Origin of the sequence: Hydrogenovibrio sp. SC-1 (assembly GCF_002848135.1) — a bacterium.
Classification (GTDB): domain Bacteria; phylum Pseudomonadota; class Gammaproteobacteria; order Thiomicrospirales; family Thiomicrospiraceae; genus Hydrogenovibrio.
This window is the reverse complement of the sequence record NZ_PKGB01000024.1, coordinates 1-24857: the sequence shown is the minus strand read 5'-3', so window position 1 is coordinate 24857 and position 24857 is coordinate 1. Positions and strand designations below refer to the sequence as shown.

Below are 24857 nucleotides of genomic sequence, written 5' to 3'. Positions count from 1 at the left end.
ATCACCAGAACATATTCATCATTGTATTTCCTACATCGATCATCGCTTAGAAAAAACATCATCGCAAACGCTAGAAATTGCGGAAATGATGATTGAAGATATCAAAGCGCTAACCATTTCCTACCCATTAGCTCTCAAACAAAATAACTTACGCCAGCATGCTGAAAAAGTACGCGTGGCGCAGATGAAATGGGTGAATCAGTTACATGACATTATTAGGGATCAAAATAATCATGATCTAAACAGTCAAATGCTGCAATCCATTCAAACGTTTATGAACACGGTTAACCAGAATCAACTGAAACAGCTAGAGGCTCCGTTAGCCAATACAGAGACCGTAGAAACCTCAGAAATGAATGCAAATGACTCTGATCGAAAAACGGTGCCAAGCGACACCAAATCAGAAACGCACTATCATGCCCTACTTGAAGCAGAGGTTCGTGCTAAAGGGTCACATACCACCCATCATTAATGGATACCGTTAATGAAAACTAAAAAGCGCCCGTTATGGCATTAACATAACGGGCGCTTTGTTTTTTACAATGTCTGCGTGCTTTAACGGCACTGAATCATCCATTACTTCTTGTTTTTTTGCTTTAACTCGCGGGCAGCTTCTTGTTCCAAAAAGATTCGATTTAATTCCGCTTCTTGCTCAGCTGGATCAGCCCCTTCTTTCACAGGTTGCATTAAATCTTCTTTTGAAACGCCCAATGACAAGGCAATCGAACTGGCGACAAATGTCGATGAGTAAGTTCCGACGACCACACCAATGATCAATGCCAAAGCGAAATAATGAATTACTTCACCGCCGAGCACAAATAACGCAATTAACACCAATAAGGTGGTAAATGACGTCATCAATGTCCGAGCCAACATTTGATTGATTGCCAGGTTACTCACCTCTTCCGGTGAACCATCACGCACGGTTCTAAAATTTTCACGTACTCGGTCAAATACCACGATAGTATCGTTTAACGAATAACCAATAACCGCCAATAATGCAGCCAAAACGGTTAAATCGAATTGGGCTTGTGTCCAAGAAAACACACCCAAGGTAATCACCACATCGTGAATCAAGGCTGAAACCGCACCGACTGAAAAACGAAATTCAAATCGTAGTGCAACATAAATCAATACCCCAATTAAGGCATAGATCAGTGCCAAAGCGCCATCTTCGGTCAGTTCATCCCCTACTTGTGGCCCCACAAATTCGACACGACGTAATTCAAATGCTTCTGAATGATCCGTTTTGAGTGCCGTCATAACCTGATTACTGATCTGCGCGGAATTCATGCCTTCCATAGGAGCAATTCGAATCAACACTTCTTCAGCCGAGCCAAAATTTTGTACCGTTGCCGACTCGTAGCCGTTTGACACTAAAGTGCTTCGAATCGCATCTACGTCCGCTGCATCTTCATAGGCCAGTTCAACCAGAGTTCCCCCGGTAAAATCGATCCCAAAGTTCAAGCCTTTGACCCATAATCCAGCTAACGAAATCACGATCAAAATTACTGAGAAGACCATCGCGTGTTTGCGATATCCCATGAAGTTTATTTGTTTGTTTTCCATTTGATTATCCATTGTCTGACTCATTTTTGTACGCCACCTAAATCGAAATTTTTTCTACAGGCTTATTGCCGTAGAGCATATTGACAACGGCTCTTGTTCCCAAGATGGCTGTAAACATGGAGGTGATAATACCGATGGATAAAGTGATGGCAAATCCTTTTATCGGACCTGTTCCAAAGCTAAACAACACCAACGCCGCTAACAAGGTAGTGATATTGGCATCTGCAATGGTGACAAAAGCTTTTTCATAACCGGCATGTATGGCCGTTTGTATCGAAGAAATCTTTAACTCTTCACGTATCCGCTCGAAGATTAGTACATTGGCATCGACCGCCATCCCAACCGTCAGTACGATCCCCGCAATCCCCGGCAAGGTGAGCGTTGCTTGAAGCAGTGAAAGGACTGCAACAATTAATACCAAGTTTAAGGTCAGCGCCACATTGGCAATCATACCCAGTGTTTTATAGCGCCATACCATTACGATTAAGACCAAGATAAAGCCAACAATCACCGACATAAAGCCTTGATCAATATTATCCTGACCTAGACTTGGCCCCACGGTTCTTTCTTCAATGATTTCCATTGGAGCTGCCAAAGCACCCGCTCTGAGCAATAATGACAAATCCTGCGCTTCTTGCGGGCTATCTAAGCCAGTAATTTGAAAACGATTGGCAAATTGTCCCCGAATCACAGCGGCATTAATCACATCTTTGGTGGTAGAGCGTTTTTTGACCATTTCACCATTGACTTCAATGGTTTCAACACGGTTTTCGATATAAACCACCGCCATACGATTACCGACATTTTCTTTGGTCGTCGCTAACATTTTACGGCCGCCAACACCATCTAGCGTCACATTCACTTCAGGCGAACCAGAATCGGAAGAAATACCGGCCTGTGCATTAATGACATTATCACCACTGACGATAATGCTACGCTTGAGTAAAATTGGCCGACCATCTCGGAATTGATATAACCGCGAACCATTAGGTGCATAGCCTGTTTTTTGTGCTCGATAGGCGTCACCCTTCTCTTCTACTAAACGAAACTCCAGTGTGGCTGTTGCCCCCAGAATTTCTTTGGCCTTGGCCGTATCTTGAACCCCAGGTAATTGCACAACGATGCGACGGTCGCCTTGCTGCTGAATCACAGGCTCAGCAACACCCAGCTCATTAATTCGGTTTCTAAGGGTGGTGATATTTTGTTTAAGGGCGTAAGTTCTTGCTTCCTTTAGGGTGATCGGTAATAAACGCAGTATCCATGCGGCTTCATTTTCAACAGGCGTTAAGGTAAATTCCCCTGGAAATTGCTTATTGAGCACCGCTTCAGCCGTTTCAGGAATGGTCTCCCCTCTGAATTTCACCAATAGGTGATCAGTATCATAATCAATACTAAGATAGCGAATTCTCTCTTCTCTGAAGCTGCCTTTGATTTCATCCACATAACGCAAGTAGGTTTTCTCGACCACCGCTTCCATGTCGACATCCATTAAAAAATGAACCCCGCCGCGTAAATCCAATCCTAAATACATGGGTTGACCACCCAGTGATCTCAAAAAATCGGGGGTTGCGGGGGCTAAGTTCAAAGCCACGACCGCTTGGCGTCCGAATGTTTCTTTTAAAACACTACGTGCCTTTAGCTGCTCATCAGCAGAGTGAAACCGAATCAAAAACTGATTATTTTCATAACCAATCGCTTTCGGTTCAAGCTGTGCCTCTGCCAATGCTTGAGTAATGGTTCCTTGGGTTGCATCATCAAACTGAACTGATTTTGCAGGTGAGATTTGAACGGAAGGATCATCTCCAAATAAATTAGGGGCAGCATAAATTCCCCCTAATATGATCGCAATTAACAACAACAAATACTTCCAAGCTGGGTATTGGTTGCTAATCACTTTTTGTCTTGACTCAAACATCTGTATTTTCCTAAGCAGCTAAATGAAAAGCTCTATAAAAGAAAGGGGCATAAGCCCCTTTATCATATCCTGTACCGAATAAGATTTATTCAGCGGTTCCCTTTAGGGTACCTTTTGGCAATTCGCGAGCAACGTTCGCGCGCTCAACCTTAACAATGACATTGTCAGCCACTTCAAGATCAACAAAGTTCTCATCTAGGTCACGAATCTTACCTGCCAATCCACCATATGTAACGACTTCTGCGCCTTTTCCAAGGGCTTCAACTAACTTTTTATGCTCTTTTACTTTCTTTTGCTGTGGACGAATCAATAAAAAATAAAACACCACAAACAATAAAATCAACGGTAATAGGGCTTCAAAACCGCTTCCACCTGCTGCTGCGCCACCCTCTGCCATTGCATCTGAAATCAAAAAACTCATCTTTTTCTCCTTGATAATTAACTGCGTTATTCTTGCATAAAAAAAATTAAAATTCTATGAGAGACTTCGCGGCTTTCGCAAAATTTTCTCTTAGTGATTGATTGCCGCTATAAAGCTGGGACGGATTCGCCTCTTGCTTGATAAAAATCCGCTACAAATGTGTCTAGCTGATTCTCGGCGATGGCATCCCGTAATCCCTTCATTAAAGTTTGGTAATAATGTAGATTATGGATGGTATTTAAGCGGGCACCTTGGATTTCGCCACACTTATCCATATGGTGTAAGTAAGCACGACTGTAATTCTGACAGGTATAGCAATCACACTGTTTATCCAAAGGTACTAGGCTGGTTTTATGTACCGCATTGCGAATCTTCACAACGCCACTATGGGTAAATAAAAATCCATTTCGAGCATTACGGGTTGGAATCACACAGTCAAACATATCGATACCACGTCGAACAGCTTCAACAATGTCTTCTGGTTTTCCAACGCCCATCATATAGCGTGGTTTATTTTGCGGAAGGTGAGGCTCGGTAAAATCCAAAGTTGACATCATTTCTTCTTTTGGCTCTCCAACTGAAAGCCCACCAATCGCATAACCATCAAAACCAATTTGAGTTAGGGCGTCAGCAGATTCCTGACGTAAATCTTCATACATGCCACCCTGAACGATACCAAATAAAGCAGCCGGATTATCACCATGTGCTTGTTTGGATCTTTCCGCCCAACGCAACGATAACCGCATTGAATCCGCTGCCACTTCATGGCTGGCTGGATAAGGCGTGCATTCATCAAAAATCATGACAATATCCGCGCCTAATTTGCGTTGCACTTCCATGGATTCTTCCGGCCCCATAAAGATTTTTGCGCCGTTGACCGGACTGTTAAAATGCACACCTTCTTCCGTGATCTTGCGCATTTTCCCCAAACTAAACACTTGGAAACCGCCTGAGTCGGTCAAGATAGGCCCTTGCCAATTCATAAAATCATGCAAGTCACCATGTTGCTCAATAATATCGGTGCCTGGACGAAGCGATAAATGAAAAGTATTACCCAAAATAATCTGTGCGCCGGTCGCAGCGACTTCTTCGGGCATCATGGCTTTGACAGAACCATAAGTACCTACTGGCATAAAAGCAGGCGTTTCAACCACGCCTCGTTCAAAAATCAATCGCCCTCTGCGAGCACGACCATCTTGATTGTCTAATTCAAATTCCATTAAGCAAGTCCATTAAACTTTGTTTTTGGGAAACACCAACATAGCATCTCCATAACTAAAAAATCGATAGGATTGGGCGACGGCATGGGTATAAGCCTCTAAGGTTCGCTGATGACCGGCAAATGCTGAAACCAACATAATTAATGTCGATTCAGGCAAATGAAAATTGGTTAGCAACACATCTACGACCTTGAAGTCGACGCCCGGGGTAATAAAAATATCGGTTTCCCCTTGATAAGGAGCTAATTCGCCCGTTTTTGAAAAACGTGCGGCACTTTCTAAACATCGAACAGAGGTCGTGCCAACCGCAATCACCCGCCCGCCATTTTGTCGTGTCTGCTCAATTAAGGCGACCGTTTCAGGTAGGACTTCAATCACTTCTGAATGCATTTTATGCGTGGCAATATCATCCACCTGAACTGGCTTAAAAGTTCCCGCGCCCACATGCAAGGTGACAAACCCCACCTTTACGCCTAGATCGGCAACCTGATCAAGCAGAGCTTCATCAAAGTGTAGTCCTGCTGTTGGCGCGGCCACCGCACCTGGCTTTTCCGAATACACCGTTTGGTAACGCGTTTTGTCTTCAACGACATCTTCCCGGGTAATATAAGGCGGTAAAGGCATATGGCCATGCCTTTCAATTAAATCCAACGCAGTTAAATCTGGTTCGTCATCACTCTGAAACACTAACTCAAATAAAGCGCCTTCTCGACCCAAGACCACCGCATTAAAAGCGTCTGCAATTTTCAATTGCACACCGGGTTTTGGCGCATTACTGGCGCGTATATGGGTCAGCACGCGCTGATCATCCAATACCCGCTCTATCAATAATTCAACCTTACCACCCGATTGCTTATGACCAAACAAGCGTGCGGGGATCACCCGTGTATTGTTAAAAATCAAACAGTCGTTGGGTTGTAGATAATCGAGGATATCGGGAAAATGGCGGTCTGATAAACTGCCATCGGCCTCCATCACCAACAGTCGACTATCGGTTCTGGATTGGGGTGGTTTTTGAGCGATCAGCTCATCAGGTAATTTGAAATGAAAATCTTGCCGTCGCATGCAAACACAAATACAGTTTTATAAAACCGCAGATTATACCCGCAAAGCGACTTTGACACGACTAAACCAGCAAAAGAATTTAACAACAATCGCCAGTCACCTCACCAAAATCACCTAGGCCTGGTCATTTTAAAAGAATTAACCTAGCCTTCCCTGGTTTTGCTAAATTTGGGAATAACATGGCATTCTATAAAGTCTTCGCTTATTTCGTGCGTAATCCGCTAAAATATTGGGCTTGATTAGATTGATGCAACTGATTTTTGAAAAAAGGAAACACCATGTTTCAACTCAAAGAAATTGACCCTGCTTTTTACCGTAAGCAGACTCGAAATGCGACCTTTAAGGTAATGGCGATGTTTATCGTGATTGGCATGATTACCACCACAACCACCGTGGAATACCTAAAACCCTATAACAGTAGCACGATTTTTCTAAATTTATTGGGTGCGGGGATTGGGTTAGCGATTACCGCGTTGATCGTTAATGTGTTTTTTAAAAACAAACCTTGGATGGCAGAAGCGATTTATGGCTGGAGACTGAAACGGAATTTATTACACATTTCCAATGTCATCGACACAGTGAAAGCCAAGGCTGAAGAAAATGATGAAGCGGCACTGAAAATTCTGCGGTTCTATCATTTAGGGTTAACGCAAATGCACAAATTAGATGACAATAGCCATGATTTGATTAATCTAAAAGCGGAAAAAGAACAATTGGTGCAGAAGCTAATTAACCTAGGAATTGATATTGAACAAAATCAGTTTGATCCGCAACAGGTTGAACCCTATAAATCAAAAAACAATGAGTGATCCATTCAAATTAGGCAGGCAAAAGCCTGCCCGCTTCATTTAGGCCTGCTTTCTGGATTTCACCCAATTCATTAACCACATCTGGTAGAGTGAAATAAAAATCATGGCGGTGGATGCTAAGCTATAACCAAAACCCCCGACCATAACCAACAATGCGAAGCTGGGCTCAAACTTGGTGAACCACCAAGCAGCAATATCCACAATCAAAAATGCAAACGGCATAAAAATCAATCCGGCTTTCCAATAAGGATGAATGCCCTGCGCTTTGGAAAAAATATAACCGATAAAAAAGAAGATAAAGGCAATACCGAATAAGTGGATATGGGAAACACGGGTTAAAGAACTGATTTCAACACCCTCATCCACTTCAGCAATTTTTTGCATCACTTGATAGTCGGCAATATTGGATAAGGTCGGCATCGCCGAATGACAAATGGCACATTTTTGGTTCACAATCGGCTGTATCGTCGTTTGCCATTCCGTTTCATTGGCCCCATTTCGAGCCCATTTAATCATAGCGGTTCTTTCTTCAATAGTGGCATTGGCTTTCATCGAGCCATTCAGTTTGTTTTCCAATGTCGAACCCGTGCGATTGCCATAATAACTGTAAACAATATCATCCAAGGATAACCCCGGCTCACCATCGGCTTGCCCATGGGTCAACATTATTTGACCGCCAGCCACCAACAACCCCAATCCAATGACTAAAATATAGCCGGTAAAAAGCGCCTTTAGCGCTAAGGGTAAATTGGCTAAATATTGGCCGTCAGCCTGGTTGTTTTCGATAGAATCCATCATTAGTCCTTAAAAAAGTTAGGTTAATTTCTCAGCGGTGCATATTAACTGATTATATCCGCCATTAAATAATAAAATAATTAAATATGTACTGCGACGATTCACCTAGCCAACCAAAAAAAATCATGTTAACTTAATCAATTCAAAGGAAGGGAGTGATCGGGTATGTCGTCTGTAAATTATATTCGCTTTTTTGAGGAAATTGGAATTGAAGACATTCCATTGGTCGGCGGTAAAAATGCATCGCTCGGAGAAATGTATCAAATTTTAAACCCAGTCGGCGTGCCTATTCCCAATGGCTTTGCGATTACAGCGCAAGCCTATCATGCTTTGCTTAGCGAAAATAATTTATGGGATAAACTGCATCAGATATTAGATCCTCTAGAGGCTGATAGCGTGACTGACCTGGCAGCCAGAGGAAAGCGAGCACGGCAATTGATCTACGATGCCCCTTTTCCAGAACAACTGACTGAGCAAATCCACCAAGCCTATCAAAAACTGAGTCAACAGTTTGAGACGCCCGTCAGTTTAGCCATCCGTAGTTCAGCCACAGCCGAAGACCTGCCCACCGCCAGTTTTGCTGGCCAACAAGACACCTATTTAAATATTGAAGGTGAACCCGCGCTATTGGAAGCCTGTAAAAAATGCTTTGCCAGTCTCTTTACCGACAGAGCGATTCATTATCGAATTGACCAAGGCTTTGATCATTTTGATGTGGGACTATCAATCGGCGTGCAAAAAATGGTCCGCTCTGACCTAGCTGCTTCTGGAGTGATGTTTTCGATTGATACCGAAACCGGTTTTAAGGATGCGGTCTTTATTACTGGTGCGCTCGGCTTAGGTGAAAATGTGGTTCAGGGAGCCGTTGATCCCGATGAATTTTATGTCCACAAGCCAACCTTTGACAAAGGCTACCGTCAGGTATTGCGCCGTCACTTAGGTGCCAAAAAGATGAAAATGATTTATGCCCACCAAGCGGCAGGCCATCCCAGTGTTCGCAATGTCGTTACCACCGAACAAGAGAGACACGATTTCTGTATCAATGATGCAGAAGTCCTCAAACTAGCCGATTACGCCATTCGCATTGAAAAACATTATAGTGACAAGTCAGGCCAGTCAAAACCGATGGATATTGAGTGGGCTATGGATGGTATTGATGGACGACTCTATATTGTCCAGGCTCGACCAGAAACGGTGGTTTCTCAAAACCAAGGCCTTCAGCTAACCAGCTACAAAATCACCCCTGAGCCTGATGCAGAAATCCTCGTCAGTGGCCGAGCGGTAGGCGCAAAAGTCGCGCAAGGTCAAGCGCATGTCATTCACGATGTTGCCTATATTGAACAATTTAAGCCGGGAGAAATCTTGGTCACTGACATCACTACCCCGGATTGGGAACCCGTCATGAAAGTGGCCTCGGCGATTATTACCAACCGCGGCGGGCGAACTTGCCATGCCGCCATTATTGCAAGAGAGCTGGGGATTCCCGCCATTGTTGGCTGTGCGCATGCTACCTCTACTCTCGTTGATAATCCATTTGTGACCGTTTCCTGTGCCGAAGGCGATACAGGCAATGTTTATGCAGGTAAACAACCTTACAAAGTCATCGAAACCGATTTATCGAATTTGGAACAACCCCAAACGCAAATTATGCTTAACTTGGCCAATCCTGACTTGGCTTTTCAAAGCAGCTTCATTCCCAACCAAGGTGTTGGGCTCGCACGTATGGAATTTATTATTAACGAGGCCGTCAAGGTACACCCTCTAGCCTTATGTTTTCCAGAAAAAATAACCGATTCAAACTCCCAGGAAACCATTCAACAGCTTACGCAAGGCTATGAATCTGGCGGGGAATTTTTTATTGAGAAACTGGCGAGTGGTATCGGCACCATTGCCGCTGCCTTTTACCCTAAACCCGTCGTCGTGCGTTTATCTGATTTCAAATCCAATGAATATGCTCAGTTGCTGGGCGGGGAAGACTTTGAACCCACTGAAGCCAACCCTATGATTGGATACCGTGGTGCCTCACGCTATCTTTCAAAAGCATTTGAACCAGCATTTTCACTTGAATGCCAAGCACTGAAAAAAGTCAGAGAAGAAATGGGGATGACCAATGTCATTTTAATGGTTCCGTTTGTGCGGCAAGTTGAAGAAGCCAAGCAAGTGATTGAACTGCTCTCAAAAAATGGCTTAAAACGTCATCAAAATGGTCTGAAGATTTATATGATGTGTGAAATTCCGAATAATGTCATTGAAATTGATGCATTTGCCCCCTATTTTGATGGTATTTCTATCGGTTCAAATGATTTAACGCAACTGGTATTGGGCATTGACCGAGATTCGGATTTGGTCGCAAACTCATTTGATGAGCGATCGGCTGGCGTCAAAAAAATGATTCAATGGGCGATTGAAGGCGCAAAACGCAATGGACTCCACTCTGGGTTATGTGGACAGGCACCTTCCGACTACCCTGAAATGGCAGAATTTTTAGTGAAATTAGGTATTGATTCGATTAGCTTAAATCCAGACTCAGTCTTAACCACGACCCAACAAATCGTAGAACTTGAAAAGTCCTTAGCCAAAGCGGATTAAAACAACCAGGCCTGGGCGTTTTCAAATAAAAAAAGGGCCAAATATGGCCCTTTTTCAAATCGACTGAGTTAGAGACTTAACCAGCATGATCCTGCAACCAATATCGAACCCCTTGAGATTTAAGGAATTCATCGGCATGTTTACCTTTCAACATTGCCAACGTCGATAATAAACCACACTGGCTTGCAGTTTGTCCCATCACAGTAACCGTTGCCGGTCCTTTTGCAACAGGCCAGCCGGTTTTGGGATCAAGAATGTGACCCAATACTTTGCCACGTTTATCCACTGCAAATCGTTTCACGTCACCACTGGTGGCAACGGCCCCCTTTCTCAATTCAATCACTTCAATCGGTTGTTGGACATTATGAGGGTTTTCAATAGCAACCGTCCAAGCAGAACCATCCTGCTTACCACCGCTACACATTAAATCCCCACCAAAATTAACCATGACTCCTGCACCCGGGAAACGATTGGCAAGTTCTAATGCAATCGAATCAACGGCATACTCTTTACCAATCCCACCAAAATCCAAGCGCATTCCTTCAGGCAAGAATAGCTTATCACCATCCAGCTTGACTTTTTGCCAGCCAACATAAGGCGCTTGTTTTTTAAGTTGATTACGAGTCGGAGGAGGCGTTTTGCCATCAAAGCGCCAGAAAGAAAGAAAGCCACCGATAGTGACGTCAATTAACCCATTGGTTAATTGCCAACACTGGTCAGCAAACTCTAATAATGAAGCAGTTTCTTCATCAACGGTTTGCCAGTCGCCGGCTTGTTGATTGATTTGGCTTAATACACTGTCTGGATTAAACCGACTGTATTTTTGTTCAATTCGCCAGGCTTCATTTGCCGCCCAAACCAAAGCGGGTTCCGCAGAAATTTGATTAGTTTCCAACCAAACTTCACACGGACTCCGCATGGCTTCGAATTGAATCAACCACAGCCCAGGGGATTTTTCAGTAATCGTCCATGAGCGTTGTGGTTCAGTCATATTAGAACTTACTCTTCAGTCCGAAGGTGTAGGTCCACATATCAATGGTTGGGAACATGTCCTGAGTACGCTGATCGCCAATCGCTTCTGCAGGAGAACTATCACCCGATTGAGTAATATTTTCCATACTAAACGACAAACTCAAGTCATGGGCCAGCTTATAAGTGGCCATAGCGCCCAAGGTTAAGGTTGTCATATCTGCTAAACGATAATCAGCTGAGGCATACTTCGGCAAAGCTTCGCCTTGCGTTAAGCTTAAACGATAGAAGTTAGCCTGAGTTTGCGCGCTATAACGGAAATGCGGACGAACAGTCAGTTTCTCACCCACCGTTAAATAGTATTTAACATCAAAGGTGTGAGCCGTGACATCCCAGTCATCCCAGAAGTAGCGGTAATCAACATGTAATGAATCGGCACCAAATGCGGTAACCACGGTTCCTTTCAATGTTTGTTTAAAACGTGAATCTGGACGGGCTTCTGCAACATAATCCTGAGCAAATCCAGTCGTTCCATCTATGACACTGATGATTTTATAATCATCGGTCATATAACCCGATGTTGAGCTGATACCATAATTCAGGTTTAGCAGAGTCTTGCTGTTCAATACATGAGACACACCCAAAATCATATCAAGTGTATTTTTCTCTTTACCAGCAAAATTAAAGGTGCTCAACTCTTTCTCACCACCACCACTCGCAGAAGTTGTCGTATTGGCAGTCGATGAACCAAGCGTACTGAAGGGGTCTTTAAATCCAACACTTGGATTCACCCAGTCCATGGTATAAGCACCACCAACGGTTACGGTGGTTTGCTTGTTATTAAAGTCTTTCAAGTAAGAGAAGTTACCACCAACCGATTCATAATCTGTTTCTACGGAATAACTCGCGCCCGCAGTGAAACGAGACATACGATCTATCGGCTTCATGGTGCTTAAATTCAGTGCAATACGCGTATCTTCAAAATTAGTGTTTAACGGTGCATAACCTTCTTTGACGTAATAACCTGGATTATTTTTAGGGAACTGCTGCAATTGACTGCTTGCATTGGCTCCATTTGGCGTTGCTCCCGTTAAGGAATCATAAACAAAATCCAGTTTGACATAGTCATCAGGCGTATTTTTTTGGGTGATACTGACAACTGGTTCAAAAATCGATACACGATCTTGCCCCATACTGTCCGTTTCGTTATAGAGCATGACGGCACTATCAACTTCCCACTCTTCCGCTTGTGCTTGAGTTACTGCCAGCAGTGAACCAACAGCCATTGCTAATTTACGATTTAGTTGCATCCGCAGCCGCCTCCACCAACACCAGAGCCGCCTGAAACGGCTTCTTTACTGAAATAAATATGTTCATCCAATCCTGTATGGACTTCATCTGGCACAAGCTTCATATTATCTCGTGCCAAAGTCCCTCTTTCCCAGGGCTTCACGTCTTTAGGCGTGAAGTTACTACAGGCGGACAAAGTGATAATGCCCATCATAACAAGTAGTGCTTTCATTATTATTTATCCTACGCTCTTTTCTAAAGGTTCAATTTAACGTAAAACGGCTTGACGAATCAAGTCTTCCAACTCACCTTTTTGATGTTCTTCAAATCCAATATGGAACATTTTAATCGCACCATCACGATCCACTAGGATAGCAGTTGGCATACCTTGGATTTGAAATTGCGAAGGCGCATTCCCATCTGGATCAAAATACACATCAAAACTGGCTGGAACCTGTCTAAGGAAAGATATCGCATCCGAGCGCTCTTCATCCACGTTGATGGCAACAATCCTAAACCCTTGGTTCGCATATTTTTGCTGCATTTCGTTTAACCAAGGAAAAGACGCCTTACATGGCGGACACCAGCTTGCCCAGAAGTCAATCCAAATAACCTGACCTTGATAACTTGACAGCGTGGTTGACATTTGGTCATTCTTTAACGGTAGCTGCCATTGCGACTCGCTAATTGAATCTGCGGCAACAGCCGTTCCTTGCAACAAAGCAAACCCTAATACAAATACTTTAATAATATTTTTAAACATGTTTTTCTCCAAATAACCTTAACCTTAGTCGTCGCCGCCGCCATCACCGTAGCCATTAGTCGAAGCCGCTGCTGCTGCTGCTGCTTGTGCTGCTGCAACCGCCACTGCATCAACATAGCCACCTGTAGACAAACTATAGTTAGAATCTGATGCAACCAATGCAGTTAACACTGAGTTAAAATGCGTTGATGCGTCTGTTGACGAAACCAAGCTGCGGTTTGCCGTTGAGGTCATCGCCTGAAGTACAGCCGTTGCCGTTGAATCAAACGTTGCCGTGGTTGCAAAATCTAAGCTTGTCGTCGTAACATTTGCCTGTTCTGTTAAGCTTGGCAAAGTAATCCCATTGCTAGCATCTGAATCAGAATCCAAACTCATTAATAAACGGACACGATTCACCACCTTAGGATCAGTGTGAACAACCGTACTTAGAACAGTTTGTACCGTTTCACCACCAACCGTTGTTGTTCCAGAAGCAGATGTTGTGGTTGCGCCTTGAACCACCTGCTGAGTTTTCTCAGCGGCTAGAGTTTGAGGGGTGACTACACCCTGACAAACAGAGGTTCCTAATGACAGGCTACCAATCACAAATTCAACCACATCACCACTTGCACAAATAAATGCACCGGTTGAACTGGTGGTGCCATTATAGCTGTTGGATTTATATTGTAAGCCACTGACAGCCCCATCAATAAACTTCGCATTAATCGGAGTCCCTTTTGATTTCCCTGTTGCAGCATCATAGGTTGATGACGTAGCCGTATTCACCGTTCCAGTCGAACCACCATCATCACCACCACATCCAGCTAACAAGCCAGTGGATAAAAGACCAACTGTCAATTTTAATGCATTCGTTTTCATGAAATTGTCCTCTTTAACTTTCATGGGCACTATTATAAATTAAGCTACCTTAACGGTAGCTTAATAAAATAAACAAAAATACGTGAAAGGAGCTATGGCTTAATTAATCGCGATCGTTCTCGTTTTCATTATCATTGCCGTCATCATCACTCTCATTGTCGTTTTCGTTGTCATCGTTTTCGTTGTCATCATTATTATTTGAAGCGGCTGTCTCATCATATTCATCATAAGATCCCGTATTCAAACTATAGTTGGTATCGGTTTTAACCAAGGTTGCCAAAGAACCATCAACAAAGTGAGCCTGTGCGGCCGCTTTAGTCACCAAGCTACCATTGATAGTCATAGCTGTTAATACTGCCTGCACGTCATTATCAAAAGTCGTTGAAGCAAAATCAAGTGTTGATGTTGTCACTTTTGCTTGCTCAGTTGATGCCGGCAAGGTAATACCATTATCAGGATTTGAATCGGTATCCAATGTCATTAATAAACGAACACGGTTTAACACACGATCATCCGTTGATAATATTGAACCAACTTTTGTTTGAACCGTTGACCCTGTTGATGTGGTGACACCAGATGCATTAGTTGAGGTTTGCGCAACCACTTCCTGTGTCTTAGGCGCAGCCAAGGTTTGCGGCGTAATCACGCTTTGACAAATCGAGGTTCCTAATGACAAAGACCCAATCACAAATTCAACCTGTTCACCACTGGCACAAGTAAAGTTACCATTGGTTCCTGTCGAACCGTTATAAGTATTCGACTTATATTGCAAATTAGTGACCGCTGAATCCAAAAAACGAGCACTAATAGCCGTTCCTTTTGTTTTACCAGTGATGTTATCAACATAACTGCTTACAGTATTACTGACATTTTGAACGGCTTCGTTCACATCTTCCGTAGAAGTTCCTGTGACGCCTTCAATCCCGCCACACCCGGCTAAAAGAGTTCCGGCTAAGATACCCGTAGAAAGTTTTAATGTATTGTTCGTGTGCTTTTTCATTTTAAATTCCTCACCTGTTTCAGTTCAAGCATAGGTTAAATTAATTAACTTAATAAAACCTTAACCTTATAAAAAAAATTTAAAAAATTATAAAAATCCTCAATTATGCTTCTTTATGGGTTGTTTTAGCGCGGACATCCCTTACAATTCTGAGCAATGACTTTCTATTTAGGTTTTTGAATTCACCATGCATATCTTACTCATTGAAGATGATCAAGCACTTGGACAGGCCTTATCACAAACCCTCCAACACCAACATTTTAAAGTTGAATGGAATCGTGAATTACATGGCGCTTTACAACTCCTCGCCTGTCATCCGATTGATTTAGTGCTACTAGACCTTACCTTACCGGATGGCGATGGTTTGGATTGGTTGAAAGAACTTAAGGCCAGTCAATATCGCACAACGCCAGTTATCATTATGACGGCAAGAGATCAAATTGAAGATCGCATCACAGGACTAAATCTAGGCGCGGATGACTACCAAGCCAAGCCTTTTAACAGCCAAGAATTGATTGCTCGAATTCATGCCGTTTATCGACGCAGTAAAGGCGTTGCGCTTTCCCAGGTTGAAGTGGGCAGCTTAAAACTCTGTACATTGTCTCGTGAAGCTTGGTGGCAAGATCAAACATTAGGCTTGGCCAAAAAAGAGTTTGACCTATTGCAATTATTAGCGACTCATCCAAAGCAAATTTTTTCTAAGCAACAACTTGAAGATCGACTCTACGATTATCATGCTGATTTGGCGAGTAATGCCATTGAAGTTCACATCCATAATCTTCGAAAAAAAACCCACTCTGATTTTATTAAAAACTTCAGAGGGGTTGGTTATAGGCTTAACCCGAACTGTGAGACAACCTAAATGACATTGAATAACCAACTTAAAACCAAATCTTTAAAGAAATCGCTGTTCCTATCCACCTTTTTGGTTTTAATTCTGACGTTTGGGTTAATTATTGCCTGGGCCTATCAAGATAGTGTTCATGAAGTTAATGAGCTATTTGATGCGCAATTAGCCAGCCAAAACCATCTTATTCAAAACCTAATAGAATCTCGCCGACTCAATCCAACCCAAGACGATTCAATACCACTTAGGCTCCCGACTGATACCACTCGACTTCATGAATATGAATCGAAACTGCTGTATCAATTATTGGGTCCATCGGGAAACATCTTAATTAGCTCCTTTGATAACAATCTGTTCAAGGTCATTTCTTTAGGTAACGGTTATCACAATATCGAATTGGAAACCCACCAATGGCGTATTTTGATTGATCAGGTTGATCCCAACCATACACTTATCGTTGGACAACAGCTCAATATCCGCAATGAGTTAATTGAACATATTGCCATAAACCTCATCTTTCATTTTTTAATTGCCCTACCCATCTTGGCCGGATTATTTATTTATTTATTAAACCGCCATTTAAACCAACTAAATCTATTCAGCCGTTCTTTATCGGGCATTCAGCCTTATCAGCGTCATCGCTTAAGAGATCAACAAGTTCCAGTGGAGGTGGCCCCATTGGTGATTGAAATTGAGCAACTACTGAATCGTGCTGAAAAAATGATTGAAGCTGAAAGAGAGTTTATTTCCTCTGCTGCTCATGAACTAAAAACCCCATTTTCGGCCATGCGCTTGCAACTGGAAAACCTTCAAACGCAATTAAAATCAACCTCAGACTTAGATCGCACGGCACCCTATTTAGATTCATTATTTTTAACGCTGGATCGCAGTGAATATTTAATCTCACAGCTGCTGACATTGCAAAAAATGCAACCCGAAGTGATGTTTGATGACCCCAAACCAGTTAATCTACATCAGCTCACACACCAAGTTGTTGAATCCTTAGCACAATCGCTCATCGACAAAAATCAAACCTTAGACTATAAAACGGCCAATATTTCTTTTAAAAGCAACCCTTTAGCCTTACAAATCATTCTCTCTAATCTGATTGGAAATGCCATTCGCTACACCCCTGATAATGGCACTATTCAGATATATTGGCGCTCGACCGATGCAAACATTATTTTGAGTGTGGAAGATTCTGGCCCAGGCATCCCAGAACCCTTAAGAGATAAGGTTTTTCAGCGCTTTTATCGACAAAATGCGCACCGTCAAATAAGCCAAGGTTGTGGTCTGGGGTTAAGCATTGTTCAAAAGGCAGCACAAAGCCTCGGCGCAGAAATACAGTTATCAACCAGTTCAAAATTAAAGGGACTCAAAGTCATTATTACTTTTCCCCGCACACCCCATGCGACGTCATCCCCGTCTATATCAAAAGCACTTTAACTGGCAGCTAAGCGTTTACGAATCAGGCTTGGAGCAGACTTTAATAACGCTTGCGTGTAAGGATGTTTCGGTTGACACAACACAGCTTCAACCGAACCCTGTTCTACGATTTTGCCTGATTTCATCACGGCCACTTGATGCGCAATCGCAGGGATGATCGACAAATCATGGGTAATAAACAGATAAGACACCTGATATTGCTGCTGCAACTGATTTAATAAAGCCAATACTTGGGCGCGGACTGACACATCCAATGCACTGGTTGGCTCATCACAAATAATCAATTTAGGCTCTACTGCCAAAGCCCGTGCGATGCCAATACGCTGTCGCTGACCGCCTGAGAACTCATGTGGGTAACGATATTTGTGCTCAGGTAATAAACCCACCTGCTGCAAGAGTTCATCAATGCGCTGTTCCTGCCAGGCCTGGTCATTTTTGGCAACTTTTAGGCTTTTCATTCCTTCCAATAAAATATCTTGAATTTGCATTCGAGGATTTAAAGCGGAAAAAGGGTCTTGAAAAATGACTTGAAGCTGTTTGCGATAAGGCTTCATTTGCCTTTCTGATAAATCCAGCAAATTGATTGATTCAGTGGACTGCAATAGTGAAACCGATCCGGAGGTTGCTTCAATCAATTTTAAAATGGCTTGACCAATCGTACTTTTGCCACTGCCTGACTCACCCACCAACGCAAGGGTTTCACCCTGCGCAATCGACAAATTAACTTCATCAACCGCTTTTACATGCCCAACTGTTCGCTGAAACAGCCCCTTCTTAATGGGAAAATACACCTTAAGGGATTGAATATCCAATAAAGGCTCGGTTTGCACTGGTGGTTTAAATTGATGACTGGGCACGGCATCTGCCAACAATTGCTGGGTATAGGGATGGTTGGCATGTTCAAAAAAATGATTCTTATCCGCCTGCTCGACCAGCTCGCCTTTTTGCATCACCGCAACACGATCTGCCATTTCATTAACGACGCCCATATCATGAGTAATAAATAAAATCGACAGGCCGCGCTCTTTCCGAATTTTTTTAAGCAAGGCCAATACTTGAGCTTGGATGGTGACATCCAATGCCGTAGTAGGCTCATCCGCGATCAATAGATCTGGTTCGCAAGCCAATGCCATTGCAATCATCACCCGTTGTTTTTGCCCTCCAGATAATTGATGCGGATACCAATCATAGCGCGCTGCCGCCTCGGGAATACCGACTTCTTCAAACAAGGCGACCACTTTTTTCCGTGCCGATGGGGTATTCATTCGCAAATGAATGCGCAACACTTCTGCTACCTGCTCCCCAACGGTCATTACGGGATTCAATGACGTCATCGGTTCCTGAAAAATCATCGCCACCTGTTTTCCTCTGACGCGCTGCATCTGATATTCAGGTAAACGAAAGAGTGCTTGCTGATTTAATAAGATCTGTCCTGAATGGACATTTAAGCCTTCCGGTAGTAATCGCATAATCGCCAGAGCCGTCAACGATTTACCACTTCCGGACTCGCCAACCAATGCAAAAATTTCGCCCGATTGAATTTCAAAATCAATTTTTTTAACCAGCTCAACGCCATTAACCTCAATTTGAAGCTGTTGAACACTGAGTACGGGCAAGGCCTTTGTCATGAAAAACTCCTAAAGTGACGATTGATTTCGAGGGTCCAATACGGTTTGGACTCGATCTGAAAATAAATTGGCGGCTAACACCAACACAAACATAAATAAAAACGCTGAGAAAAGCGACCACCACACCATTGGCTCGCGTGCCATTTCTAATCGTGCTTGGTTAATCATATTGCCCCAACTGTGCATGGTGGGATCAACCCCGACCCCAACATAAGATAAAACCGCTTCAGCCAATACCAAACCACTAAAATCGAGCACCACGGCAATTAAAACAATATGCATCACATTCGGCAAGATATGGCGCCGAATAATAGTCAATCGGTTGATACCAAAAGCTTTTGCTGCGGTGACATAATCGACTGCACTGAGTTTTAAAGTTTCTGCACGCAGTAATCGACATAGACCCGTCCAGCTGGTTAAGCCTAAAATCAATACTAAAAATAATAACCGAATGTCAGCTCGCTCTTCAGTTCGGGTAAACCAGTCTGGATGATTACTGAGGATAACCTGCATAACCAATACGGATGCGGCAATTAATAATACCCCTGGAATCGAATTTAAGGTGGTGTAAACATACTGTATGACATCATCGACCCACCCCTTAAACAGCCCGGCACTGATGCCCAGAAACAAAGCAAGCGGTAACATGACTAGCGTAGTCAGCACTCCGATCAACACCCCGGTACGGATACTTTTTAAAGACTCATAAAGTACATCACTGCCCACTTTGTCGGTACCGAGTACATGAACCGAATGGCTCATGATCCAAAACCAAACCGCCAAACTCACTAGCACCCAAACGGTAAAATAAGCGGTGCGCCAAGGCAATCGAGTTTGACCGTGAATCACCTGCTTTGTCCAACCGATAAAATCGCTTTGATGCACACGACTACGCCAGAACAGGTGCAATAATATCAATAGGCCAGAACTCAAAGAAGCATAACCAATCGCTAACAGGCTTTGTGACAAAATCGAAAATTGAGCAGGATTCGCAATATGCTCTAGGGGTTGCTTGATATGTTGAACTTGACCGGCAGCATTAACAACCAAGCTTTTGGTGTATTCGGTGGTTGCAAAAGGTGCAGAATAAGTCCGCTCTTGAATCAGAGCCAGATGCGAAAATACGCCATCCAGCGCACTTTTATATTCCATGACACCGCTCATGCCCAAGGTTTGAAAATGAACAGAATCCAATAGTGCGATAATTAAATAACTGAGCAAAATAATCGCAGAGCTCATCGCCAGTTTAGATTCAAAAATACCAAGCCATTGCGCACGAACTTGCTGGGAGCGCTGAATTAAAAAGCCTAAATAAGCAAAAGCTCCAACCAGCCCCCAAATCATCCAATCGGTCCATAAGGGGGTTAAAATGAACTCCGCCATTAAGACAACCTCACCCTTGGATCAAAATAGGTGTAAGAAATGTCGGTTAGAATCAAACCGATAATGTATAAAACGGATCCTAAAAACACCATGGCTTTAACAATGCCAAAATCCTGAGCATTTATCGCATCAATGGTATAGCTACCCAACCCCGGAATCCCAAAGAAAGATTCCATAATTAAGCTGCCCATAAACAAGGTCGGAATCACCACTACAACACCAGTTAAAATCGGCAGTAACCCATTTTGCAAAACATGTCCAAACAACACTTTAATATCCGACAGGCCTTTAGCGCGTGCTGTACGAATATAATCTTTATTCATTTCTTCTAAAAACAAACTACGATACCAACGGATGCCGGCTCCAAGTCCGGCAAAAACACCAATCAAAACGGGCAGAATCATAAATTTCACTGCATCCCAACCGTCACTGTATCCTGAAATCGGCACCCAATGCCATAGCTTGCTGAGTAACACCTGGCCGGCAATGATATAAAAAAGTCCTGAAATTGACATAATCGCAACCGCCACCACCATCGTGGCGGTATCCAATACCGATCCGCGAAATAACACGATCAACAATGCAAAGGCGATATTGGTCACTAAACCAATCACAAACGTCGGTAAAGCAATCGCCAAACTGGGCCCCATACGTTCTAGAATATCTGTCGAAATTTGACGCCCATCATCCGCTTGTCCAAAATCAAACCAAAATAACTTCAAAGACTCTTGCACAAACAAGGTCTCCGAAACCTTAGCCAGGCCTGGTTGTTTTTCATTATAAAACAGTGGCTTATCATATCCTTTTTCGGCTTTCCATGAAGCAATCATTTCCGGGGTTGTTTGCTTGGCACCCAATTGCGATCTGGCCATATCATCAGGCGTATTCACCATAAAGAACAACGCAAAGGTAATGAGGTTCACCCCAATTAAAATCGGAATAGCAAATAATAATCGTCGAACAATATAGGCCAGCATCAATCAACATCCCTTGGTTGAATGATGGCCTCTTGACGTTTGCGATAAGCCAACCTCAATGGCCACAACAGCAAAAAACTTAAACCGACGACCAATATCATTGGCCAAAGCGTCGGTTTATTCCAGTATTGTTGTGATTGATTACGCAACTCGGCATCAATTCGTTTATATTTCAAGGTGTTGTTCGCCAATGGATTCGCCCAGACATTGTGATACCAACGGTGATATAGCGCCAAACTTTTGGGGTAAAATCCCCAAGCCCAAGGAGCATCTTCTTGGACAATTTCGATCATCTGCCGAACGAGTGTCAAACGACGCGGGGAATTCGGCATTGTTTTAATTTGTTTAAATAAGCGGTTAAATTCCGGATTGTCATAATTGGCATAATTAATCCCCGCCCCACTAGTTTTCAAAATGGTCTGTTCCCCATCTAGCAAAAACAGAAAATTTTCAGGATCAGGATAATCGGCATTCCATCCCCAAGAAAACAGTTGTGCTTTCGCACCCCGCATTTTATCTTGAAAACGGTTATAGTCGGTCGCTCTAATCACCAGTTCAATCCCCAATTGATTAAACTGTTTTCGATACCAATTTAATTGCGCTTTACTATCAGGACCCGTTGCAGCCGTATCATAATATAAGACCAAAGGTTCGCCATTCGGTTTTCGGCCATCAGGATAACCAGCTTCCGCTAACATGGCCTTGGCTTCTGTAATCAACTTACGACTTGCTCGCCCTGGCTGCCAATCATACACCCAGCGATTGATTCGGTCCGCTTCATATCCAAAAATACCAGGCGGCACTGGACCTTGTGCAGCCATGCCACGTCCATTCATAAAAATGGAAATATATTCCTCAAAGTTCAAAGCAATACTAATCGCTTGTCGTAATTTTTTTTGTTTTTCACTATACCCCCCCACTACTGGATCAGCCATATTGAAACCAAAATAGAAAATGGTCGGTTCTATGGTATTTAAAAATTGAATGCCCTTTTGCTGCATTTCATCAGTCAGACTCAAGCTACCACCGCTCGAGACTGAGATGGCTTGATCAAAACTATCAGAACTAACCCCTGATGCATCATAATAGCCTTGCAGAAACTTATTCCATAAAGGCACACTTTCCTTTTCTAGACTATAAATCACTTCTTTTATAAACGGTAATGGCTTGCCTGCATCGGTTAATAATGCCGTATCGGCTCCATCCGACAAACCATCTTCAGGGTAAAAACCGTGTTGATAATTCGGATTGGCAACCAATCGCATTTGCCTATTCGGGTTATTTTCAACCAATTGATAAGCCCCGGTTCCGACTGGATAGGTATCTAAGCTAATATTTTTAGTTTTTAAACCCGCTTGTTGAAAAAAGAGCTCAGCCTCCCAAGGCACTGGAGCAAAAAAATTCATACTTAACCAATAGATAAATTGTGGATAAACACCCTTAATTCGAATCCGCCATTGTAATTCCGAATCGACTTCTACCCCTTCAATGTTCGCAGCACGCAATTCATTCACACTGGGCTGCTTTGACGACATTGTCTCAGAAAAGGTTTTCAACCCCACAATATACTGTTGCATGGTTCCCAGTATTGGAGAATGATTTTGTCTAAGCGCCATGCGCTTAATCGCATACGTATAATCCTCTGAGGTCAATGCACGCGTAGATTGCTGGTCAAAATCAGCCATTGTCTCAATCGATGCTAGTTGTGTCTCTGTCAAGTTTCCCAGCGATAACTCACCTTGATCATTTTTAACAAAGGCTGGATGCGGTTGGAATAGAATATTGGGTTTTAAACGAAAGATATACTCAGAAAAAACCGCCAAATGCGAATCCTCTTCTGAAAGGGGTTGACCTTGTGCATCCAAAAAGCGAACTTCAGGCATTTTAGACAAGGTTAAGGGTTCCAATGTATAAGGCCGTTTGAGGTAATGATATTGTAAAGGCGGTTCTACAACTTGGCTTAAGATTGCCCATTCATTGGCGTTATAAGAAACCACTGGGTCTAGGTGTTTTGGTTTAGAGGAAAAGGAAGAAAAGAGAATGGGGTCTTGTGCTTTTTCGGTATCGTAGGGACTGTTCCAACGATTGGCTTCACACCCAAGCAAGGAGAGTAAAAAAACAAATATTATTATTTTTTTTATACAGTTAGCAATCACTTTTAAACCATAATATTAAATTAAATTCTCTCATAAAGCATCCAGATAAAACGCAATCTAAGACCTGCAAAACCCCTATTATAACGTCATTTTGCGTTATAATAGTATGCATTATTGATAAAGCAAATCTGCTGAATAAAGAGGAGTCAAAATGGGATTTTTATCAGGCAAAAAAGCATTGATCGTTGGTGTTGCAAACAATAAATCGATTGCTTATGGTATTGCAAAGCAAATGCGGGAACAAGGTGCGGAAATTGCCTTGACCTATCAGACGGAAAAACTCAAAAGCCGTGTAGAAAAAGTTGCAGATGAATTGGGGTCCAACATTGTTCTGCCACTCGATGTGGCTTCAGACGAACAAATTGAAAATGTCTTTACCGAGTTAAAGCAACACTGGGATGGATTAGATATTCTCGTTCACTCGGTTGCCTTTGCACCTAGAGCAGAGCTGGAAGGCCGCATGATTGACGCTTCAACCCGTGATGGCTTTGCCACGGCACACGACATTTCAGCCTACAGCCTCACCGCCCTGACCAAAGCAGGCTATGACATGCTTAAGCACAACAATGGTTCCGTTTTGACACTGTCTTATCTAGGGGCTGAACGTGCTGTTCCTAATTACAATGTCATGGGCATCGCTAAAGCTTCACTAGAAGCAACTGTGCGCTATTTGGCTGCGGACCTAGGACAAGATGGGATTCGCGTGAATGCAGTTTCTGCTGGCCCGATTCGCACCCTAGCCGCTTCAGGCATTAAAGACTTTAGAAGCATGCTTGATAAGGCCGCATTAGCCACGCCTTTAAGACGAAACGTCACCATTGAAGAGGTTGGCAATACTGCAGCCTTCTTATGCTCAGACTTAGCCTCTGGCATTACCGGTGAAATCACTTATGTTGATGGCGGCTACAACACCACTGCCAGCACCTAAAAACAACCAGGCCTGCCATGCCCTTTGGGTATAGGACAATGTACAAAGAAAAGCTCCGTAAGGGGCTTTTTTTATGTAGCAATACAAAGCATCCTAACGATAAATGAAATAAATAGAAATAAAGTGTAAATAGAAAAGAAAGAGTTGAAAACTAACAGATAAGGTAATAATGGCGGAGTGGACGGGACTCGAACCCGCGACCCCCTGCGTGACAGGCAAGTATTCTAAC

At 43.1% G+C, this 24857-nt stretch carries 22 protein-coding genes; 6 read left to right on the top strand and 16 right to left on the bottom strand.

The window, feature by feature from the left end; all coding sequences use genetic code 11:
* Positions 1 to 472, top strand: a 472-nt coding sequence (locus CYQ88_RS11540) for a hypothetical protein (protein WP_101841311.1), incomplete at its 5' end; no start/stop codon positions are given.
* 104 nt (positions 473 to 576) lie between these two features.
* Here CYQ88_RS11540 and secF read toward each other — a convergent pair.
* The 5 genes from secF to queA form a co-directional block, all read right to left on the bottom strand.
* On the bottom strand, positions 577 to 1593 hold the full coding sequence (gene secF / locus CYQ88_RS10550) for a protein translocase subunit SecF (RefSeq protein ID WP_233188874.1): 1017 nt from the start codon (positions 1591 to 1593) through the stop codon (positions 577 to 579).
* A 13-nt stretch (positions 1594 to 1606) separates the two neighbouring features.
* Positions 1607 to 3484, bottom strand: a complete 1878-nt coding sequence (gene secD, locus CYQ88_RS10545) for a protein translocase subunit SecD (protein WP_101841309.1) — start codon at positions 3482 to 3484, stop codon at positions 1607 to 1609.
* A gap of 85 nt (positions 3485 to 3569) precedes the next feature.
* Positions 3570 to 3905 carry a preprotein translocase subunit YajC gene (gene yajC / locus CYQ88_RS10540; protein WP_101841308.1) on the bottom strand — a complete coding sequence of 112 codons (336 nt, stop codon included), beginning with the start codon at positions 3903 to 3905 and terminating at the stop codon, positions 3570 to 3572.
* 107 nt (positions 3906 to 4012) lie between these two features.
* On the bottom strand, positions 4013 to 5125 hold the full coding sequence (gene tgt, locus CYQ88_RS10535; protein ID WP_101841307.1) for a tRNA guanosine(34) transglycosylase Tgt: 1113 nt from the start codon (positions 5123 to 5125) through the stop codon (positions 4013 to 4015).
* Between the two features lie 12 nt (positions 5126 to 5137).
* Positions 5138 to 6190, bottom strand: a complete 1053-nt coding sequence (gene queA / locus CYQ88_RS10530) for a tRNA preQ1(34) S-adenosylmethionine ribosyltransferase-isomerase QueA (protein WP_101841306.1) — start codon at positions 6188 to 6190, stop codon at positions 5138 to 5140.
* Positions 6191 to 6468: 278 nt separating this feature from the next.
* Between queA and CYQ88_RS10525 the strand changes: the two genes are divergently transcribed.
* Complete coding sequence (locus CYQ88_RS10525; protein ID WP_101841305.1) at positions 6469 to 6999, top strand: DUF3087 family protein; 531 nt, start codon at positions 6469 to 6471, stop codon at positions 6997 to 6999.
* 39 nt (positions 7000 to 7038) lie between these two features.
* Here the strand turns inward: CYQ88_RS10525 and CYQ88_RS10520 are convergent, their stop codons facing one another.
* Positions 7039 to 7797: an elongation factor-1 alpha gene (locus CYQ88_RS10520; protein ID WP_233188873.1), complete on the bottom strand. Its 759-nt coding sequence runs from the start codon at positions 7795 to 7797 to the stop codon at positions 7039 to 7041.
* A 162-nt stretch (positions 7798 to 7959) separates the two neighbouring features.
* Here CYQ88_RS10520 and ppsA point away from each other — a divergent pair, with 162 nt between their 5' ends.
* Positions 7960 to 10383 carry a phosphoenolpyruvate synthase gene (gene ppsA / locus CYQ88_RS10515; RefSeq protein WP_101841303.1) on the top strand — a complete coding sequence of 808 codons (2424 nt, stop codon included), beginning with the start codon at positions 7960 to 7962 and terminating at the stop codon, positions 10381 to 10383.
* Between the two features lie 76 nt (positions 10384 to 10459).
* Here the strand turns inward: ppsA and CYQ88_RS10510 are convergent, their stop codons facing one another.
* The 6 genes from CYQ88_RS10510 to CYQ88_RS10485 all read right to left on the bottom strand — a co-directional run bounded on the left by CYQ88_RS10510 (position 10460) and on the right by CYQ88_RS10485 (position 15263).
* A complete protein-coding gene (locus CYQ88_RS10510; RefSeq protein ID WP_101841302.1) occupies positions 10460 to 11374 on the bottom strand; it encodes an FAD:protein FMN transferase in 915 nt (304 codons plus the stop codon).
* 1 nt (position 11375) lies between these two features.
* Positions 11376 to 12662 (bottom strand): DUF3570 domain-containing protein, encoded by a 1287-nt coding sequence (locus CYQ88_RS10505; RefSeq protein WP_101841301.1) that lies wholly within the window; start codon positions 12660 to 12662, stop codon positions 11376 to 11378.
* Positions 12653 to 12874 carry a DUF4266 domain-containing protein gene (locus CYQ88_RS10500; RefSeq protein WP_101841300.1) on the bottom strand — a complete coding sequence of 74 codons (222 nt, stop codon included), beginning with the start codon at positions 12872 to 12874 and terminating at the stop codon, positions 12653 to 12655. Before CYQ88_RS10500 ends, CYQ88_RS10505 begins: the two co-directional genes overlap by 10 nt.
* Before the next feature lie 36 nt (positions 12875 to 12910).
* A complete protein-coding gene (locus CYQ88_RS10495) occupies positions 12911 to 13405 on the bottom strand; it encodes a TlpA disulfide reductase family protein (RefSeq protein ID WP_101841299.1) in 495 nt (164 codons plus the stop codon).
* A 24-nt stretch (positions 13406 to 13429) separates the two neighbouring features.
* Positions 13430 to 14263 carry a hypothetical protein gene (locus tag CYQ88_RS10490; RefSeq protein ID WP_101841298.1) on the bottom strand — a complete coding sequence of 278 codons (834 nt, stop codon included), beginning with the start codon at positions 14261 to 14263 and terminating at the stop codon, positions 13430 to 13432.
* A gap of 103 nt (positions 14264 to 14366) precedes the next feature.
* Positions 14367 to 15263, bottom strand: a complete 897-nt coding sequence (locus CYQ88_RS10485) for a hypothetical protein (protein WP_101841297.1) — start codon at positions 15261 to 15263, stop codon at positions 14367 to 14369.
* 187 nt (positions 15264 to 15450) lie between these two features.
* Between CYQ88_RS10485 and CYQ88_RS10480 the strand changes: the two genes are divergently transcribed.
* Both CYQ88_RS10480 and CYQ88_RS10475 read left to right on the top strand, forming a co-directional pair.
* Positions 15451 to 16125 carry a response regulator transcription factor gene (locus CYQ88_RS10480; RefSeq protein ID WP_101841296.1) on the top strand — a complete coding sequence of 225 codons (675 nt, stop codon included), beginning with the start codon at positions 15451 to 15453 and terminating at the stop codon, positions 16123 to 16125.
* Entirely contained in the window at positions 16126 to 17556 is a 1431-nt protein-coding gene (locus CYQ88_RS10475; RefSeq protein ID WP_101841295.1) for a HAMP domain-containing sensor histidine kinase, read from the top strand.
* Here the strand turns inward: CYQ88_RS10475 and CYQ88_RS10470 are convergent.
* The 4 genes from CYQ88_RS10470 to CYQ88_RS10455 are packed head-to-tail and all read right to left on the bottom strand — an operon-like array spanning position 17553 to position 23649.
* Positions 17553 to 19184 (bottom strand): ABC transporter ATP-binding protein, encoded by a 1632-nt coding sequence (locus tag CYQ88_RS10470; RefSeq protein WP_101841294.1) that lies wholly within the window; start codon positions 19182 to 19184, stop codon positions 17553 to 17555. The genes CYQ88_RS10475 and CYQ88_RS10470 overlap by 4 nt on opposite strands.
* A 9-nt stretch (positions 19185 to 19193) precedes the next feature.
* Positions 19194 to 20567: an ABC transporter permease gene (locus tag CYQ88_RS10465; protein ID WP_101841293.1), complete on the bottom strand. Its 1374-nt coding sequence runs from the start codon at positions 20565 to 20567 to the stop codon at positions 19194 to 19196.
* Positions 20567 to 21544 (bottom strand): ABC transporter permease, encoded by a 978-nt coding sequence (locus tag CYQ88_RS10460; protein ID WP_101841292.1) that lies wholly within the window; start codon positions 21542 to 21544, stop codon positions 20567 to 20569. The genes CYQ88_RS10465 and CYQ88_RS10460 overlap by 1 nt, the downstream gene beginning before the upstream one ends.
* Positions 21544 to 23649 carry an ABC transporter substrate-binding protein gene (locus tag CYQ88_RS10455; RefSeq protein WP_233188872.1) on the bottom strand — a complete coding sequence of 702 codons (2106 nt, stop codon included), beginning with the start codon at positions 23647 to 23649 and terminating at the stop codon, positions 21544 to 21546. Before CYQ88_RS10455 ends, CYQ88_RS10460 begins: the two co-directional genes overlap by 1 nt.
* A 202-nt stretch (positions 23650 to 23851) precedes the next feature.
* On the opposite strand from CYQ88_RS10455, the gene CYQ88_RS10450 reads away from it, so the two are divergent.
* Positions 23852 to 24628: an enoyl-ACP reductase gene (locus CYQ88_RS10450; protein WP_101841291.1), complete on the top strand. Its 777-nt coding sequence runs from the start codon at positions 23852 to 23854 to the stop codon at positions 24626 to 24628.
* Positions 24629 to 24857: the final 229 nt, after the last annotated feature.